10 protein-coding genes and 2 pseudogenes are annotated in these 17,532 nt (G+C 42.5%); 4 read left to right on the top strand and 8 right to left on the bottom strand.

What is annotated here, in order from left to right; genetic code table 11:
* Positions 1–191: 191 nt before the first annotated feature.
* The 5 genes and pseudogenes from asnB to PI95_RS36185 all read right to left on the bottom strand — a co-directional run bounded on the left by asnB (position 192) and on the right by PI95_RS36185 (position 12,178).
* Positions 192–2,087, bottom strand: coding sequence for an asparagine synthase (glutamine-hydrolyzing) (asnB, locus tag PI95_RS24290; RefSeq protein ID WP_336507616.1), 1,896 nt, complete (start codon positions 2,085–2,087; stop codon positions 192–194).
* 59 nt (positions 2,088–2,146) lie between these two features.
* Positions 2,147–3,616, bottom strand: a complete 1,470-nt coding sequence (locus PI95_RS24285) for a condensation domain-containing protein (protein WP_052325796.1) — start codon at positions 3,614–3,616, stop codon at positions 2,147–2,149.
* Between the two features lie 33 nt (positions 3,617–3,649).
* Positions 3,650–5,410, bottom strand: coding sequence for a condensation domain-containing protein (locus PI95_RS24280; RefSeq protein WP_052325795.1), 1,761 nt, complete (start codon positions 5,408–5,410; stop codon positions 3,650–3,652).
* Between the two features lie 184 nt (positions 5,411–5,594).
* Positions 5,595–11,861, bottom strand: a pseudogene (locus PI95_RS24275) (amino acid adenylation domain-containing protein); the annotation flags it as partial.
* Positions 11,810–12,178, bottom strand: a complete 369-nt coding sequence (locus PI95_RS36185) for a hypothetical protein (protein ID WP_236117175.1) — start codon at positions 12,176–12,178, stop codon at positions 11,810–11,812. The pseudogene PI95_RS24275 and the gene PI95_RS36185, both read right to left, overlap by 52 nt.
* A gap of 322 nt (positions 12,179–12,500) precedes the next feature.
* Here PI95_RS36185 and PI95_RS24270 point away from each other — a divergent pair, with 322 nt between their 5' ends.
* From PI95_RS24270 to PI95_RS24260, 3 genes are all read left to right on the top strand, one after another.
* Positions 12,501–13,151: a hypothetical protein gene (locus tag PI95_RS24270; protein ID WP_039753120.1), complete on the top strand. Its 651-nt coding sequence runs from the start codon at positions 12,501–12,503 to the stop codon at positions 13,149–13,151.
* Positions 13,152–13,323: 172 nt separating this feature from the next.
* Positions 13,324–13,755 carry a hypothetical protein gene (locus tag PI95_RS24265; RefSeq protein WP_039753118.1) on the top strand — a complete coding sequence of 144 codons (432 nt, stop codon included), beginning with the start codon at positions 13,324–13,326 and terminating at the stop codon, positions 13,753–13,755.
* 186 nt (positions 13,756–13,941) lie between these two features.
* Entirely contained in the window at positions 13,942–14,256 is a 315-nt protein-coding gene (locus tag PI95_RS24260; protein ID WP_039753116.1) for a hypothetical protein, read from the top strand.
* 78 nt (positions 14,257–14,334) lie between these two features.
* Here the strand turns inward: PI95_RS24260 and PI95_RS24255 are convergent, their stop codons facing one another.
* The 3 genes from PI95_RS24255 to PI95_RS24245 are packed head-to-tail and all read right to left on the bottom strand — an operon-like array spanning position 14,335 to position 16,556.
* Entirely contained in the window at positions 14,335–14,880 is a 546-nt protein-coding gene (locus tag PI95_RS24255) for a hypothetical protein (protein WP_039753114.1), read from the bottom strand.
* 36 nt (positions 14,881–14,916) lie between these two features.
* A complete protein-coding gene (locus PI95_RS24250) occupies positions 14,917–15,741 on the bottom strand; it encodes a DUF6753 family protein (RefSeq protein ID WP_236117174.1) in 825 nt (274 codons plus the stop codon).
* Between the two features lie 44 nt (positions 15,742–15,785).
* Complete coding sequence (locus tag PI95_RS24245) at positions 15,786–16,556, bottom strand: P-loop NTPase family protein (RefSeq protein WP_039753113.1); 771 nt, start codon at positions 16,554–16,556, stop codon at positions 15,786–15,788.
* 262 nt (positions 16,557–16,818) lie between these two features.
* Here PI95_RS24245 and PI95_RS24240 point away from each other — a divergent pair.
* Positions 16,819–17,438: pseudogene (locus tag PI95_RS24240) on the top strand (IS630 family transposase); the annotation flags it as partial.
* Between the last annotated feature and the right edge of the window lie 94 nt (positions 17,439–17,532).

The following is a 17,532-nucleotide window of genomic DNA, read 5'->3' as shown; positions in this document are numbered from 1 at the left end:
TTGATCGCTGATACTCTTGTTACTTATTACTTACTTTTTTAACGAACCGCAAAGGGCGCAAAGGACGCGAAGTAAGAGATGAAATAAGAGTTATTTTAGCAAGAATAAAGTAGTAAGTATTTTAAGGGCTGAAGCTTTTATTACAAGCTTGTTTTTTAGTTTTTGTATTTAATTTATTCCTGCTAGTTTTTTTACAAATTATATTTAGTATGAAGAAAATATGTACACAATGTCATTAGTAGGATCGAGTCTAGGGCTATACGCTTGTTGTCATTCATTTCGGGAAGTTTATCTAGTAATGCGATAACTGTCGCTTGGTCGAAGAATGGCAATGATTTCATAGCTGAACTACGCAAGGAATCTTGTATTAATGTGTACAATTTATTGTTCGTTGTCAGAGTTGCAGGCGGTGCGGTGAATGGCTGTTTTGGGCGAGCGTAAACTGTGTCAGTTAAGAAAGGTCGAGATGCCTCTCGTAGCACATATTTTTCCTTCATTCCACGAATCAAAAGCGAGACTGGCATCTGACGCACTAACTCGAAAACATGGTGATCTAGAAATGGCAAACGTACTTCAACGGCGTGTGCCATTTCCAAACGTTCAGCAAATAATATATAGTTTGGCAAGATTGATTTAGACCATAAATAAAGTGACTGAATAACAGGTTCCCGTCCTGCAAGCTGCCCTGGTATATCGAACTGCTTTAAAAAGAGACTGTAAACATTTTTATCAGCAAATTGGGCAGCATAATCAGGTGCAAGGAGAATATGGAAGAATGATCTATTTATCGCTATTTCTTTCAGCCAAGATGGGATAAATCCTAATGTTTGCTGCACTCCTTCTAAGGCAAGTGGGGTACTATTTTGTAACAGCACACGAGCCGCTGACTTTTTTCCAAGACTCTCATTCAATCCCTGCTGAATAGTTGTTGCTTGCACTGTTTTATTAAAAAGCAAATCTTGCCGTGCGTGACTATATCCAGCAAATATTTCATCAGAGCCTTCGCCAGATAGTACGACTTTATAACCTGAGTCATGCACTACGCGACTTTGCAGATATCTGGCAACACCATGAGGGTTAATAGCTAGGGTTTCAGCGTGCCAAATTGCATCGGCAATATGATTGGCAAAATCGGATTGATTGAGTGGAATGGATTGAAAATCAGCGCCGACGTATGCTGCTGTCTCACGGGCAATTGATGTTTCATCATAAGCTGTATGATCAAAGCTGACGGTGAATGCCCGAATCGGCTCCGAACTATATTTCGCTGCCATGCCAAGTACTGTGGACGAATCAACGCCGCCACTGAGAAAGCACCCCACTGGCACATCAGCTCGTAGGCGAATTCGGATCGCCTCAGCCAATGTGTCTTGAAGTTGTTCTATATATTCAGCATCGCTGTGTCGAGTAGTGGTATCATCATTTATTGGGTAATCAAGATCCCAATAGCGGACAAGCTCTATACCGTGGCGCGTTGCCAAAAGATAGTGACCCGGCGGCACTTGATATATACCTGCAAATAATGTGCGGTCTTGGTTCAAATAGATAAACATCTGTTGGAAAAAAGACTCATGATCCCACTTTGCTGGTACACCTGCTGCAAATAAAGCTTTGACTTCGGATGCCAAATAGATTGTGTCGCCTACCATTGCATAGTAGAGTGGTTTGATGCCAAAGCGATCGCGTGCCGCAAACACAAGTTCCTTTGATTCATCCCACAATACAAAGGCAAATTCACCGCGCAGCTGTTCTAAACATCGTGTACCCATCTCCTCATAAAGATGAAGTGCTATCTCACTATCAGAACCAGTACGGAGTTGATGTCCCCGTTGCTTCAAATCACGCTGAATTGGTTCAAAACCATAAAACTCACCGTTAACAACAATATGTAGGTTTTCGTCCTCGTTCGCTATAGGCTGCTCCCCCGTCATCGGATCGATAATACTCAGTCGAGCATGACCTAACCCTACTCGTTGATGAGGTGCAACCCACTGGCGCTGTTGATCTGGCCCGCGATGGTGCAGCCGCTGAGTAGCTAGCGCCAATACCTCTGTTGAAATAGGTTCCTGTTTTGAAAATATCGCCACTATGCCACACACGTTATACTTTCCTTTTTAAATTTTCTTTTAAAGCAGTTTTCATGTATTTAGACCACTATCTGATTTGAGCTTGATTGATCCCCGTGTGACAATCTGACAGCTTTTGGCTGCACACTCTTTAACTTTTCGGCGACAGCTTGTCGGCGTTCCCTGAGAGCAGTAGCTTTTTGTTTCCTTTTAGTTTCATTGAGCATTTCTACTAAGGCACTCAATTGGCAATCGGGCTGTGTCACCATATAGTCAAGCAGTGCTGCAAATTGCTCTAAGATTCTGGTCACTGTGGCGATCGCAAAGCGTTGTGAATCATAAATCACTTCCAATAATAGCTCTGGTGATGGTGTCACCCTGATGGTGAGCGGATAGTTGGAATGTCCCCTGGTATAAACATAGTCAATTTTTAAGTTCGCTGTTGATAGCTGAGAAATATCGATAGCGGAGTTTTGAAACACCAGAATACTGTCGAACAAAGGCAACTCCTTGGCTATCTCACTCCATTTCTGGATTTTTACTAACGGGGTGTGTTCATATTGGTGCAGCTTGATCTGCTGGGAGTGTATGTCCTTTAACCAAGAAAGGAGCAACTGTTCAGAAGACAAGTAAACACGCGTTGGTAGAGTATTGACAAAAAGTCCCACCATAGAATCTACTCCTAGCAAAGTAGATGGACGACCGGATACGACTGTCCCAAAGACGACATCTTGCTTGTCGCTATAGTGACCTAAGAGCAAAGCCCAAGCTCCTTGCATCAATGTATTCAGTGTCAATTGCTGCTTTTGCGCTAGATATTTCAATGTTGTTGTAGTTGCTATTTTCAGCTTTGTATGAATTTGACCATATCCTGCCTCCACACTGGATAAGTTATTAGCACTTCGGTCTATTAGTAGAGGAGTAGGCGCTTTCAAGCGTTGCAAAAACCGCCGCCAGAATGCCTCTGCCTGGAACAAATCTTGCTGCTTCAGCCAAGCAATGTAGTCTCGGTAGGGACGGCTAGGCTCTAATTGGATACTTTGAGCGTGGCAGAACGCCTCGTACAATGCAAAAACTTGTTTCAGAATTATGGCGTTAGACCATGCATCAAGGACTAAATGGTGACTGCTGAAAACGACCTTGTAAGTATCTTTTTCTATTCGGATAACAGCCAAACGCATTAATGGTGGCTCAGAAAGCTCAAAGCCACGAATTTGGTCTGTTTGCAGATAATCTTGTAATTCCGCTTCTTGAACAGTAGTTGAAAGTTCGCGCCAATCGTACTGCTGCATCAGCAATTTCGCCCTTCGAGAAACGATCTGAATTGGTTTATCCAAATTTTTCCACACAAAAGCTGTTCTTAAACTAGGATGCTGATGCACTACCTGCTGCCAAGCCCGCTCAAAGGCCAAAATGTTCAGATTTCCTTGTAAAATACAAATCGCCTGCTCAATATATATTCCAGAATTGGGAGCAGACAGAACATGGAAGAGCATACCCTGTTGTGTCGGCGAGAGTGTGTAGATGTCCTCGATATTTTTAGCTTCCATAGTTAAAACTCTTTCTTGAGCATATTTTGATGTTTAATTTCTGAAAAGCTGGTCGAGTTGTTCTTGACTCAACTCCGCTTCTGGAAAGTCGGATGGCGTGAAGCTGGTTGAGTTATTGGACTGGCTATGGTTAATTAGCGATCGCAGTGTCTCTATAAAACATTGAGCTAAATTTTCTATTGTGTCGCGTCGATGAATATTTTTACTATATGCCCAGTTCACTTGCAGTTGTCCTCCCATGACTTTGCCGATAAGCTGTAGCAAATGGGAGCGAGTCGCTTTGAGACTATTAGTCGGCCCATAAGATTCCTGGGCTAGTTGGAAAGTCGAAGATTCAGCGAAGACGCGATCAAATTGTCCTAGATAATTGAAAATTATCTCTGCTTGAGGAAGCACTGAAAGTTTCTCTGCAATTTCTACGTCGCTGCTGCAATAACGCAGCCAGCCATAACCAATACCTCGATTGGGGATGGAGCGGAGTTGTTCTTTGAGCGACATTAATGTATCTAGTGAATCGTGAACTTTTTCTAAATCCAAATGCACAGGAAATACAGAAGTAAACCAGCCTACCGTGCGGGATGTATCTACACCTGCAATTACTGCTTCGCGTCCATGACCTTCTAGGTCAATCAAAAGAGTATGCGTCTCTGTCCATTCGGAAACAGCTTGCACCACAGATGTTAACAACACCTCATTAATCTGGGTGCGATAGACTGCTGGGGTTTCTTGAAGTAAAGCTTGGGTTTCTTGTTGTGTAAGAGATACCGACACAATGCCAGTTGAATCTTCAGTATTCGCTCCTTCTGGGAAGTCTACTGGTATACGCTGAGTCTGTAGAGATTGTGTTAACCAATAAGTCAATTCTTGCTTAAGTTCTTGTGAGTTAGCGTACTCTGTTAATAGCCCAGACCATTGCTGAAAGGAAGTCGTTTTTGGCGGCATAAAAATCGCCTCCCCACGAGTCAACTGCTCATAAACTGTCTGAAAATCTTCTAACATTATTCGGAAAGAAACTCCATCCACCACCAAATGATGCACAATCAGTAACAGACGGTCGGGTTTTTGATCCCCAATGTTGAAGAATGCCACCCTCATTAGCGGTCCTTCGCACAAGTTAAGGCTACTTTGTAGTTCTGTTGCTATCCTTTCAATGGCAAATGCTTGCTCTGATTCTGTAATTTGCGATAGATCAAACTGAGAAAAAGATACTGTCTCGCCAAGACCTTGATTACCCTGCTGCCAGATTCCTTGTTTTTGTTCAAATCTCAGACGCAGTGCATCATGATGAATTAGCAGTTGCCCAAAAGCCTGCTCTAGCAATGCTGGGTCTTGACCTGGCTGTACCTCTAGTAAAACAGCTTGGTTCCAATGGTGAAGTTCCTCTAAGTTTTGCTCAAAGAACCACTTTTGTATAGGTGTTAGGGGTACTGACCCAATAACTGGCTCCTGTTGTGCTTGAGGAGCAGAATTTATCCCCACAACTGTTGCCAACTCCGCAATTGTTGGATGCTCAAACAACTGATTGCTACTAAGTTGAATACCTACCTGATTGACTTTGGCTACAACCTGAATACTCTGAATCGAATCTCCTCCTAACTCCAAAAAGTTGTCATGGATGCCCACTCGCTCGATCCCTAACACCTGACTCCAGATATTAGCCAGTTCCTCCTCTACTGGTGTGCGGGGTGCTACATAAGTAGTTTGTGATACCGTGTCCTCCTTCATCAGCATTTCTAGAAGTTCACGCTTTTCTTTTGAAAGTAAATCAATACGCTTGAGAAGATCGTCGCTCATAGCAATTTTGGATTTTAGATTTAAAATTTATCTCACGCAGAGTCGTAGAGGAGGACACCTCCGTGGGCGGGTTTCCCGACTTGAGGAAAGTGTCCGTCGCGCAGAGAGGATAAGGAGTTTTAACTTATTTCATTCGTTGTTTGTGCAATGCCAATATTAAGTGCATCTTCATGGCAAATTGTTATTACTGACTTTGTATGGATAATTGTTTTTGGGAAAGCATTGCTTTCACTTCGTCTTCTGAAAGAGTCTCCAGAAGTTTGAGAATTTGAACCATTTTTTCTTCTTCAGATTGGTCTTGTTCGGGTGCTGGCAAATTCCGACGATCGACTTTCCCATTAGGAGTTAATGGCAGGGTATCCAGCATGACGAAGGTGGTGGGGATCATGTACTCTGGTAACTTTTGTTTTAAGAAACTCTGCAATTCGCCCTTTGTAGGCGCAGGTTTTTGCTCAGATAACACATAAGCTACTAAACGTTTGTTACCTGAATTATCTTCCCTGACAATGACAACAGCCTCGCGGATAAGGGGGTGTTGCAATAAAACTGCTTCAATTTCTGTTAGTTCAATACGATATCCTCTCAGTTTCACCTGATGATCGCTACGTCCCAAAAACTCAATGTTGCCATTCGGTAGGTAACGCGCCAAATCCCCAGTTTTGTAAAGGCGATCGCTTGGTTCATTGCTAAACAAATTGGGGATAAACTTTTGGGCTGTCAGTTCAGGGCGGTTAAGATACCCCTTAGCTAAACCAAAACCACTGATATGTAGTTCCCCAGGAACTCCAATTGGTACTAGTTGACCATAAAAATTCAGCAAATATACTTGGGTGTTCGCAATTGGGCGACCAATAGGAACAGGAGTTGTTAAATCATGGTTTTGACAATCGTACACGCTGCTCCAGACTGTTGCTTCCGTTGGGCCATATTCATTGAATAGGGATGTCGAAGGCAGTAGTTGACGGTGACGTTCTACTAACTCACTAGAACAAGTCTCCCCTGCTACAATGACGGTGCTAAGAGAAACCAACTCGGCCAAATCTATATGCGCCAATAGAGCGCTGTATAGGGAAGGAACACTCAACCAGTGTGAAATCTGATATTTAGCGATCGCCTTTGCCAACTGCCAAATGTCTTTTTGGCTACCCTCCTTCAGCAGCACCAAGGTTCCTCCTTGACAAAGTGTCCAAAAAATGCAGGCTACTGAGCTATCAAAGGCGAAGGAGGGAACTAATAAGAAACTGCTAACGGCTTCTTGGTAGTAGGTCATCCTAGCACTGGTCGAGTGAACCAAGTTTTTGTGAGTAATTAACACTCCCTTGGGTTGCCCTGTTGAGCCGGAGGTGTAGATGATGTATGCCAGATTTTCTGGAGTATTGTTGTTGACGGGGTTCTCTATACTCTCCTGAGTCAAGGTGTTCTTATCTGAGTCTAGACATACTATTTGCGCCTGATGGGCGGGGAGTCCTGGAATCAGATGTGCTTGAGTCAGAAAAATTGGTACTTGAGCATCCTCTAGGATGAAGGACAGATGTTCTCTAGGATACGCCGGATCTAGCGGAATATAAGCACCGCCAGCTTTGAGGATACCCAGGATTCCCACTACCATTTCCAGCGATCGCTCTACACAGATTGCTACTGGTACATTGGGACTAACTCCTGAACTACGTAGGTGATGTGCAACTACATTGGCGCGATCGTTCAATTCTTGGTAACTGAGTTGCTGATCTTCAAGAATTAAGGTGATCGCATCAGGGGTTTTTGCAGCCTGAATTTCAAATTGTTGATGAATACATAAATCCTGTGAATATTCAGTTGTAGTGTTATTCCAATCCACTAACAGAGTCTGCTGTTCTTTATCTGGGAGCAAACATTGGAACTCATAACGATCCCAAGGCTGTGTAGACATTACCATTAAGGTTTCGCTGAAATAGTTGCCAATTGCCTCTAGTTGTGCATTGTCTATATCTGTTAAATCACACTCCAAATCGAGTTGTATCCGTTCCGAAATTGGATCGCGATTAAACTCAACCCTCAAAGCAAAGTGGGTTTCTCCAAATCCTTGCGCCCCCAAAATTTCTATATTTTTCAAGGATTGCAGGCTTTTGAAAACATGAAAATGTGTGTAGTTAAAAACAGTCTCAAATAAATGCTGATTACTGTTAAGTTTCTTCAACTCAGCGTAGGGATAACGTCTAAAGGCTAACAATTCCCGTTCCGCCTCAAAGACTTGTTGCACTAACTCTACCCAGGTTCCGCCTCTCAGTTGCAGACGCAAAGGGACTGTGTTGAGGTGAATACCCAGCGTTTGCTCTGCGTCTTTTTCTTCCAATCTTCCATTGGACTCCAGCCCTGTAAGGATATCGGTTTCACCACTGAGCAAACTCATAACTCTTAAGTGTGCAGCCAGTAAGACGTGTTTAACTGGAACTTCTGCCAGTCGAGCCAGTTTCTTTAATCCGTCAGAAAGCTGGTGAGAAATGGGAACATTGAGAACACCAATTTGAGGATTTCCGGTTTTACCACGAGTAGACAACCAGCGAGGTAATTTCGTGATTACATGACCTTGCAATTTCTTTTGCCAGTATTCTTGGCATTCTGTGGACTTAAGGGTTGAACGCTCAAGAGCAATAAAGTCTCGGTAAGAAATAGTTGGAGGTGAATCAAGAGGATAGATTTCTTCACTGAGGAGAGCGTCGTAACGATGCAGCAATTCTGAGAGTAAAGAAGCTGTACTCCATCCATCTAGAATCGAGTCGTGAAAACTCAAAGTCAGATAAAAGGAATCATCTGTGAGGCGGTGAATAAAAAAGCGAATCAGGGGAGGGCAATTCCAGTCAAAATTTCGAGTTTTTTCCGCTTCTATCCAGTTTTTTATTGCTTGCTGGCGTTGTTCTGGCGACAGAAGGCGCAAATCTTCTACATGAAATGGTACAGAAATTGTCTGATGAACTAGCTGTAGTGGTTCGATAAAGTTAGTCAGATCAAATGAGGTGCGGAGGATGGCGTGACGCTCAACCAACTGCTGTAGAGCCTTTTGAAAAAGCTGAGTGTCTAAATGGACTGCCAGATGATAAAGGAAGATGTCATGATACATCGGGGAATCAGGACTGGCTTGACTGTGAAATATCACTCCAGCCTGAATCCTAGCTAAGGGATAAGCATCTTCTATACCGCTAGGTAGTTTTTGACGATCTGCATCAGAGATGAGGCTAAATGCTGCCGTTTTCGGCGTTGAAAAAGCATGAGATTCGCAATAAGTCAATACTTGCGCTAGTTGCTCAATAGTTTGATGCTGAAAGAGTTGCTGAAGCGAAAAGTTCAAGCCTTGTTCAGTGGCTCTTGCTCGTACCTGAATACTCCGGATAGAATCGCCCCCTAATTCAAAGAAATTGTCGTGTATGCCTATCGGCTCGAGATTTAGAACCTGTGACCAAATCTGAGCTAGCACCTTCTCCTCTGATGTGCGCGGAGCTACAAATACTTTTTCTAAATCAGGTCGAACGTTGCTGGGAGCAGGAAGCGCAGGGCGATCTACTTTCCCGTTCGCCGTCAGGGGAAATGCCTTGAGCATCACAAAAGCCGCAGGTATCATGTAGTTTGGCAATCGCTCTTGCAAAAAGCCGCGTAATTCAGTCAGATTAGGTTTTAGCTCCTGATGATAAACACAATAAGCAACTAATAACTGGTTACTATGCTCAGATTTTGATTCAGGCGATCGCTCCTTGATAAAACGGCGTAAGTCAGCGATCGCCACTGAGTCCTCCAGATCATTGATTGAATTGATCCCCCAGCTTTTAGAGTTATTCTCTCGAACTAGAGCGATCGCCTCTTGAATAGCAGGGTGTTGGCACAGAACTGCCTCTATTTCTCCCAACTCAATACGGAACCCGCGAATTTTAACTTGTTGGTCGATGCGTCCCAAATACTCAAGTTCGCCATTGGGCAAGTAACGAGCCAGATCCCCAGATTTATAAAGACGGTTGAATTTTGAATTTTCAAAGGGATTAGTAATGAACCGTTCAGCATTTAGTTCCGGGCGATTGAGATAACCACGAGTCACACCCGCACCACCAATGTAGAGTTCACCAGCCACCCCAATAGGAACTGGTTGCTGTTGTGAATCTAACAGGTATACTTGCAAATCAGGAATACGATGCCCGATTGGGCTAGCGACTCTTTGGCTTAAATCCGCCATAGTTATGGGACGATAAGTTACGTGTACGGTTGTCTCTGTAATGCCGTACATATTGATTAATTGCGGTTCCCTATCTCCGTGTCGCTCAAACCAGGGCTGTAAACTCTGAAGTTCTAAAGCTTCTCCACCAAAAATCACTTTTCGCAGAGCTAAAGTTTCAGTGTTACCTGCTTCCTCCTGTACACGTATTAATTGACGAAAAGCAGAAGGAGTTTGATTGAGGATTGTTACCTGTTCGGTGCATAACAAGTTATAAAACGCATCTGGCGACCTAGTAATCCAGTAAGGAACCACCACCAGCTGTCCACCATGAAGGAGAGCGCCCCAAATTTCCCAAACTGAGAAGTCAAACGCATAAGAGTGAAAATTTGTCCACACATCGCGATCGCTAAAGTTAAACCACGACTGGGTGGCAACAAACAACCGCATCACGTTCTGGTGATTAACCAAAACACCTTTGGGTTTGCCAGTTGACCCGGAGGTGTAAATTACATAAGCCAGATTATCTGTAGTTACTGAAGTAAATGGATTATCTACCTTTTTTTGACCTAGAATTTCACAGTCTTTGTCTAAACAAACCACCTGCGCCCCACACTCAAGCAAACCTGTAAGCAATTTCTCCTGCGTTAACAATACTGAAACCTGAGCATCATCTAAAATGAAGGCTAGACGCTCCTTAGGATAGGTGGGATCTAGGGGAACGTAAGCCCCACCAGCCTTGAGAACTCCCAAAATACTCACCACCATATCTGTTGATCGCTCTAGGTAAATGCCAACCAACACTTCTGGTTTGACTCCTAAAGCCTGCAAGTGATGTGCTAATTGATTCGCCCGTTGGTTTAATTCTCGGTAGGTGAGCCGTTCTTGTTCAAACACCAGTGCAACTGCTTCTGGTGTTTGCTGTACCTGAAACTCAAACTGTTGATGGAGACAGAAATCGCTTTGATAATCGGCTTGGATAGTGTTCCATTCCACTAGTAGTTTATGCTGTTCAGACTCGGTTAAAAGTGGCAAAGTACAGACGTGCTGCTGTGGGTTAGCGATGATCCCTTCCAGCAATGTCTGAAAATGCTTTGCCATTCGGGCAATCGTAGCAGCATCAAACAAGTCTGTATTGTATTGCCAAGAAGCAGACAACGCTCCATTCACCTCAGCCATCATCAGCGTCAAATCGAACTGAGCTATACGCTGGGGCAAATGCAGGGATTCTAGTTCTAGATCCCCTAGTTTTATCCTTGCCCCTGTTTCTCCTAACGCGAATGCTGCCAAACCTTCTTCGTTGAGCAAGTGCGTTTTCTGCAAGACAAACATTACTTGGAACAGTGGGGAGCGACTGGGGTCACGCACTGGTTGTAGTTGCTCAACTAAGCGTGCAAAGGGGTAACAAGAGTGCTTGAAAGCATCAAGTACAGAGGAACGCACTTGATTGAGAAATGCCTCAAAAGTTGGATTTCCAGAAATATGCGATCGCACAACCACCGGGTTGACAAAATACCCCACCAATGCCGCTAAATCTGCCCGACTTCTACCTGTTGTTGGCGAGCCTACTAATATATCCTCTTGACCTGATAAGCGGTAGAGCAGTAGTTGAAAAGCTGCTAGCAAGGTCATATAGAGGGTAGCACTGTTAGCCTTACTGAGAGCTTTGAGTTTTTGTGTTAAATCTGCATTCAGTTGGAATAACTGCGAAGCCCCTTGATAAGTTTGTATGGGTGGTCGAGGTCGGTCAGTAGGTAAATTGAGAACTGGTAACTGGCCTGAAAGTTGTTTATGCCAATATACCCAAAGCCTTTCACCTGTGGGACTAGCGAGCATTTCTGCAAAAGCACGAACATAGTCTGTGTACTGTAAGGTTAGAGGAATGAGGGTATGTTGCTTGTCAGCTTTTTGTGCTTGATAGATAATTCCCAACTCATCTACAAGTACTGTTAAAGACCAGAAGTCGGCGATGATATGGTGTACAGCTAGCAGCAAGATATGTTCATTGGTCAACTGAGTGAACAAATTTACCCGCAGCAAGGGGCCAGTTTCCAGATTGAAAGGACGGTGAGCTTCCGTGATTAAGCAGTCACGTAGGAATTCTTCACTCCAGGTCGAAGTGTCCTCTTGCTGAAAACAAACCTCTAAGTGTTCGTGGATATGCTGCGTGGGTTTTCCTTGGGAAGCACTAAAGGTAGTTCGTAAACAAGGATGTAGCTCTACTAAAACTTGAAATGCACGTTGCAGGGCAGCAATATCGAGTTCGCCATGCAGAATTTTTGACTTATTTTGCTACCATCACCCTCATTTAGCACTCCCTCCAGTAAATAAATGGCTGGTTGATATTCCTCCAGAAGATACTGAATAATGTCCCCGTTTTTACCCCTGTCAGTTGACTGTAAGATGTACTGATCTTGATGCTGAATTAATTTCTGTAGTCCACAATAACCAGGATTCCAGACAAAGACTGACAAAGAACGCTCTTCACCCCAATGGTAAAACTGCTGTAATATCTGCATTCTGTCAGGCGTATGATACTCCACAGCCACAATTGGTGTATTTTGGTTAGCTAGAGCAGGCCAGTCTGTCATCAATTTCATAAATCTGACTTCAATAACTTACTTTCCCCTTGTAGAGCAAATTTATTACTGATGCTTTAGCCACATGGATAGTTATCACTCGCGGGTTGGCTATATTTCTTACGTGGAAAAGAGCGATCGCCTCCAGTACAGCGTTAATTTCGGAAACTGCTCCTAGTGCGTTTCTTTATCTCTTAATTCCAAAGCATAAATTTGTCGTCGCAGCAAAGACAGGTTTGAAATCGCAAAAAAATGAAATTGAAATGAAATGGATGTGAAAGCCGCGATTGCGGCAAGGAGGTGAAAAATTTACTTGATTAAAGGAAGCTGTAAAATGGCGTATGCAAAGCGCTCCGAAGGAATCGCTAAAGCTCAAACCAATAACAACAATCGCAACGGAGCTAATGCTAAAACATCTGCCAAAACTAATGGCACATCCGCTACAACTAAATCAAAGGTAGCGAATGCTTCACCACAAGAAGAGGCAATCTTCTTGTTGAAGGAATTGCGGAACCTAATCTTCAAAGAATACGGCGTTAAGTTGCAGCTACGGGATTCGCGTGTTTCAACTAAAATCGGTCATGCAGCGCGTGAAAAACTCGGACTTGATATTGCAGCCCAAGTCAAAAAGAAAGGTGGTAACAAAAAGTTTGATTGGCAAAAATGGAATACCAAATTATTTACTAAATTGTTTGGACAACCAGATGCACTCAAATATGCACCAGAAGTAGTGGCAATTTTCATGAGTATGCTGTATGACACTATTAGTACTGACCCAGAGCAAGCAATAGCAGATTTAGTGGAATTCAACCGCGCATCTCTGGAACGTCGTAATTCTTTCCAAGAACAAGAAGAGGAAGAACTTGACGATTTAGATGACGAACTGGACGAAGACTTGGATGAAGATGAGGAGGATATCGAAGATGAACTCGACGAAGATTTAGATGAAGATGACGAATTAGATGATTCAGATGAAGACGAATAAATAATTCTGACTTATTCTCAGTAACTGACAGAATAATAACCCAAAATAACCATGTATTGCCTCAAACAATACAGATTATTTTTTTGCTGAATAAAGAATTGAAATTGGAGCGAATTGCATCTTTCGATGCTGTTTCTATGATAAAAATACTAAATATCAAGGAGTAATTCTCATGGTGAACGCTAATGCTCGCAAAACTGCTAAAGCATCACGTAAAATTGAAAGGCATATTCCTGCTTTAGAACGAGTAACGACTTATCAGGAAAAAGTACACCTGATGGTAATTGAAGTATTGCGGGAAGAATCAGGAAGAGAATTAGCAGCAGCAGCCAGGTTTAACGGACAAGAATTTGATTGGGACAAACACAATTCCCAGTTCCGTAAGGACTATGTAAATACACCATTAAAAGAACTGGTGAATTATGCCCGCAAACTTTACGGCTTGAATAATCTTGATGAAATTCGAGATAGACGTGCTTCTCATAAAGCTGCTCGGTCTAAACGCATGGACGGACTCAATAGTTTGAGTAGCAACTCTGATGACTTGATAAATGACGATTTGGAACAAGATGAAGATGATGAAGATGTAGAAATTGACGATTAATTACAATGCCCCGAATTATCTAAATCGGGGCATTTTTATTCCCCGCCCACCCGCAGACAAAAAACAGAATTGAAAGCAGCGATCGCTACTGACTTAAAGAGATTTAAAAGTGAACTCTAACTCAGAAGGCATCTGTCGATGCTGTCTAGGTGAGATGTAGTAATTCGTTAATCAAAGGATAATTAAATGACTCGTAATCAGCAACAGACCAAAGCTTTAGAGCAAGTAATGGGATATCAAGATAAAGTACGATTGATGGTACTGGAAGTTTTGCGGGAAGAAAGTGGACGAGAACTTGCTGCTCAAGCACGTTTCAGTCAGCAAGAGTTTGATTGGAACGAACATAACATTCACTTTCGCCAGGACTATAGCGAAACTCCCATCAATGAACTATTAGCATACGCCAAACGTCTGTATGGACTGAAAGATTTGGATGCAGTACGGGAGCGGCGCAAAGCTCACAAACAACAACGTACAGCTAGATGGGCTGAAGCTTCTTAATTACCTGCTGGCTCTCACAGCAGCCCCACTAAAATGTGGGGTAACTTTTTTGCCCACCCACCCTCAACCGTAAAAGCTTTATTTTACCGAAGATGCAGGTTCGCAACCCACCCCACCAAATGTTCTAACTGTCCGACTGGAAAGTTTACTAGTTATTAACTCATAAATCTGCTGGTTTGAAAGTTGAGTTGGCTTGACTTCGACTGTGGGTGCAGTTCCTCCCCTGTTGACTTGAATAATGGAATCAGCCCAATAAAACTGCTGCTGGTCAGGTTGGGAATAAACAGGATAACAGCCTTTCGAGGCGATCGCCAATTTATGCTCTACGCTCTTCACTGATGGCAGAGAAATACCAGCACGAGCTAATTTTGCCTCTCCTACTGGCCCCCACAAACGCAATTGTTGATTGACACAACGTTTTCCATCCTTGAGGGGGGCAATGATGTTGCCACAAACTTTAACATTCACGTCATACATCGGCGGATAATCAGGCACAGTTTGAGCTTGAGCTTGAGTCGTATTCCTCTCACCCTTGCCACTGACATTTACAGTAGTAGGGGTACAAGCTGTAATTATACTTACTATTACCAGCAGCGAAAGCCAGTTAACTTTGCCGGTAAACATCTGCTGAATCCTCTTCTACGATTGAAAAATTGACAACTAATTTTTTAACTTAGATACAAACTTGCGCTGATTGCCAGGTGATGTCCATAACGTGCAGAACCCGGATGAGGCTTTTCTGCTACTTGCTCCAATTTCCAGTGTTACCCCCAAACGCTTGACATCTTTAGCACAAGAAAGCTGACCGTTTTGATCGCGACTGAGTAAATCTTGATTCCATTGCATTAGGTTGTGAGCAAACTTACCTTCATTACTGGTTGCCCATTCCAAAGCATTGGCTTGGGCTTGTGTGAGTTGGCGTGGCCCAGCAGGATCTAGATGACTGGATTGATACCAGGACATTCCGCCTACACTTACCAGTCCACCTACTCCAGCTGCAATTAATAGCAGTATTCCCGCAGCAATTAAAGAGGGAACTGAATGAATAGCACGCTCAAATTCAGTACGCCTAATTAATGCCGTCACTGACTGAGCGATCGCTTTTTGCTGACCTTTGATTGCTGCCTTTTCATATGTCTGGAGATGGTCATAAAGCTGCGTTTGCCACAGGTCAAACATTGCTTCCATTTCTTTGGGATTGTCTTCCAACAGCACTTGTAGCCTGCCAGTAGCAATCATCATCAGAAATGCTGGGTCATCAGGGTCTAGTCCGGTTTGGACTACAATTTCCCAAACCCTAGCTTTAAATGAATCATCTTTACCTCGAATGGCTAAATCTAGTAAAGTTGGGTAAGGAATTTGGCTCAGTCCTTTGCCTCTAGCAGCTACTGAATCCAAAAATTCATCGTCTAAATCGAGTTCTTCAGTGTGAGAATTACTCATATCTGTATTTACTTTTAGGTAATTCGCGCCCTCGTCCCCCATGCTCATTTGGTACTTTGATTTGATGGTGGGAGATATCACTTAGACTACTTTTTGGTAGCAACTTTGCCGTTGACATTAGCATCATCAACTTTTTCTGTTGGGGCAGTAATTGAAGCTGCCGGAAGATTCCAAATTTTAGCTTTCTCAATTTCCTCAGAAGCTCTTTTGAGAAAATTGTGTAATCGCTGCTTACCCAATACACCTAACTCTCCATAATCTCTAGCCGCAGAAAAATTTATCTGATTGGCATCAAGGATATCCCGCTCTCGATAGCTGAACTTGGGAAAATTGATGACAGCTACTTTATAAGCTTTGATTAATTCCTGTAAATCCTTACGTCCATCTACATGTTTCCAGTCATCGCATAAACCACAATTGCGTACAAATATATGCTTAATCTTGTTTTCAAAGTGTTCGAGAGATTGAATAAATAATTGAACACTGTCATATCCACCACTACAAACAAACCACTTGTATATTTTGACCTTATTTTTCCCAGTAATTTCTAGGATTTGATTCCGCTCAATCCAATCAGTTACTGCTGGGTATACTTGAGCAGGTAAATTGACAATCACAGAAGTTGTGAGTGCTAAATTAAAAATTTCATCAGCATCATAAGCTTTACGCTCTGATTCGCTAAAAACTGCTGTTTTATGATTATCTGGGTAAAATGCGCCCACATCTGGATTGCTTTGGTCTGCTTCTACCAACTCATAAGAGAGTTTATTGTCAATGCAGTATTGGACCATAACCCTTGCAAACAAAGACTTGCCAACTCCACCTTTTTCACCATCAACGAAGTGAATTGCTGCCATCTTAAATCTCCTTTGCATTTTTACTAAATGTGCATTAATAAATACTTAAATATCCTCAAACATATTGTCTGTATCATCATAGAAAGACCCCTCACCAAGAATGAAGGAATCAGAATCTATTTTGTGTTTTGGCTTGCTGCTACCATTGTTATTGCTATTACTACTATAGGAATCATATTTGATTTTTGAAAAAAACTAAGAGATAATACGGAGATAAATTTAAGTATAATAAAAAGCAATGATAAAACAGCATTTACAGCAGGCGATCGCTGAACTAGAGGAATTTATAGTTCAAAATCTAAATACCCGTGAAGTGAGAAAAGGGTTAGCTGTTAAGTTGGTTTATCAAGGTTACTTATATGAGGAAATCCAAAGAATTCTTGGCGTTTCACTGGGTTCGATAACAGGTTGGAAACAAGTATATGAAGAAAATGGAATTAATGGTCTAAGACTAAACTACAAAGGAAGGAAGAGCTATTTGAGTACCGAGCAGCGAGAGGAGGTATTGAGTTGGCTTCAAACAAAGAATTATTGGGAGATAGGAGAGTTAGAGTATAAACTTGCTTTTGAATACGATGTAGTTTACGAAACCAAAAAAAGTTACTACGATTTGTTTAAAGCAGCTGGAATCAGTTGGAAGAAAACCACAAAATTAAACCCAAAAGCCGACCCAGGTGCTGTTGCCGTAAAAAAAAAGAGATTGAAACATTGTTGGAAAGCAACCGCAACGAAATTGAAACAGGCCAATTGAGAGCGTTACTAATTGATGAATGTCATTTAATGTGGGGAGATTTGAGTGGCTATATATGGGGCAAAACAGACCAAGAAATTGTGGTTCCAGTGGTCAATGAACGAGAAAAGCAGACCTACTATGGAGCAATTAGACCCATCCGAAAACTCGCAAGCCAATATTTACAAGACTTTGAGACTAGGAAAGTGCAGATTCTGTTTCAACGAAGAAATCAGTGTTTGATAT

It is taken from the genome of Hassallia byssoidea VB512170, from assembly GCF_000817785.2.
GTDB lineage: Bacteria > Cyanobacteriota > Cyanobacteriia > Cyanobacteriales > Nostocaceae > Hassallia > Hassallia carrinoi.
The sequence above is the reverse complement of the archived record's forward strand: the minus strand, read 5'-3'. Positions and strand labels throughout refer to the sequence as shown.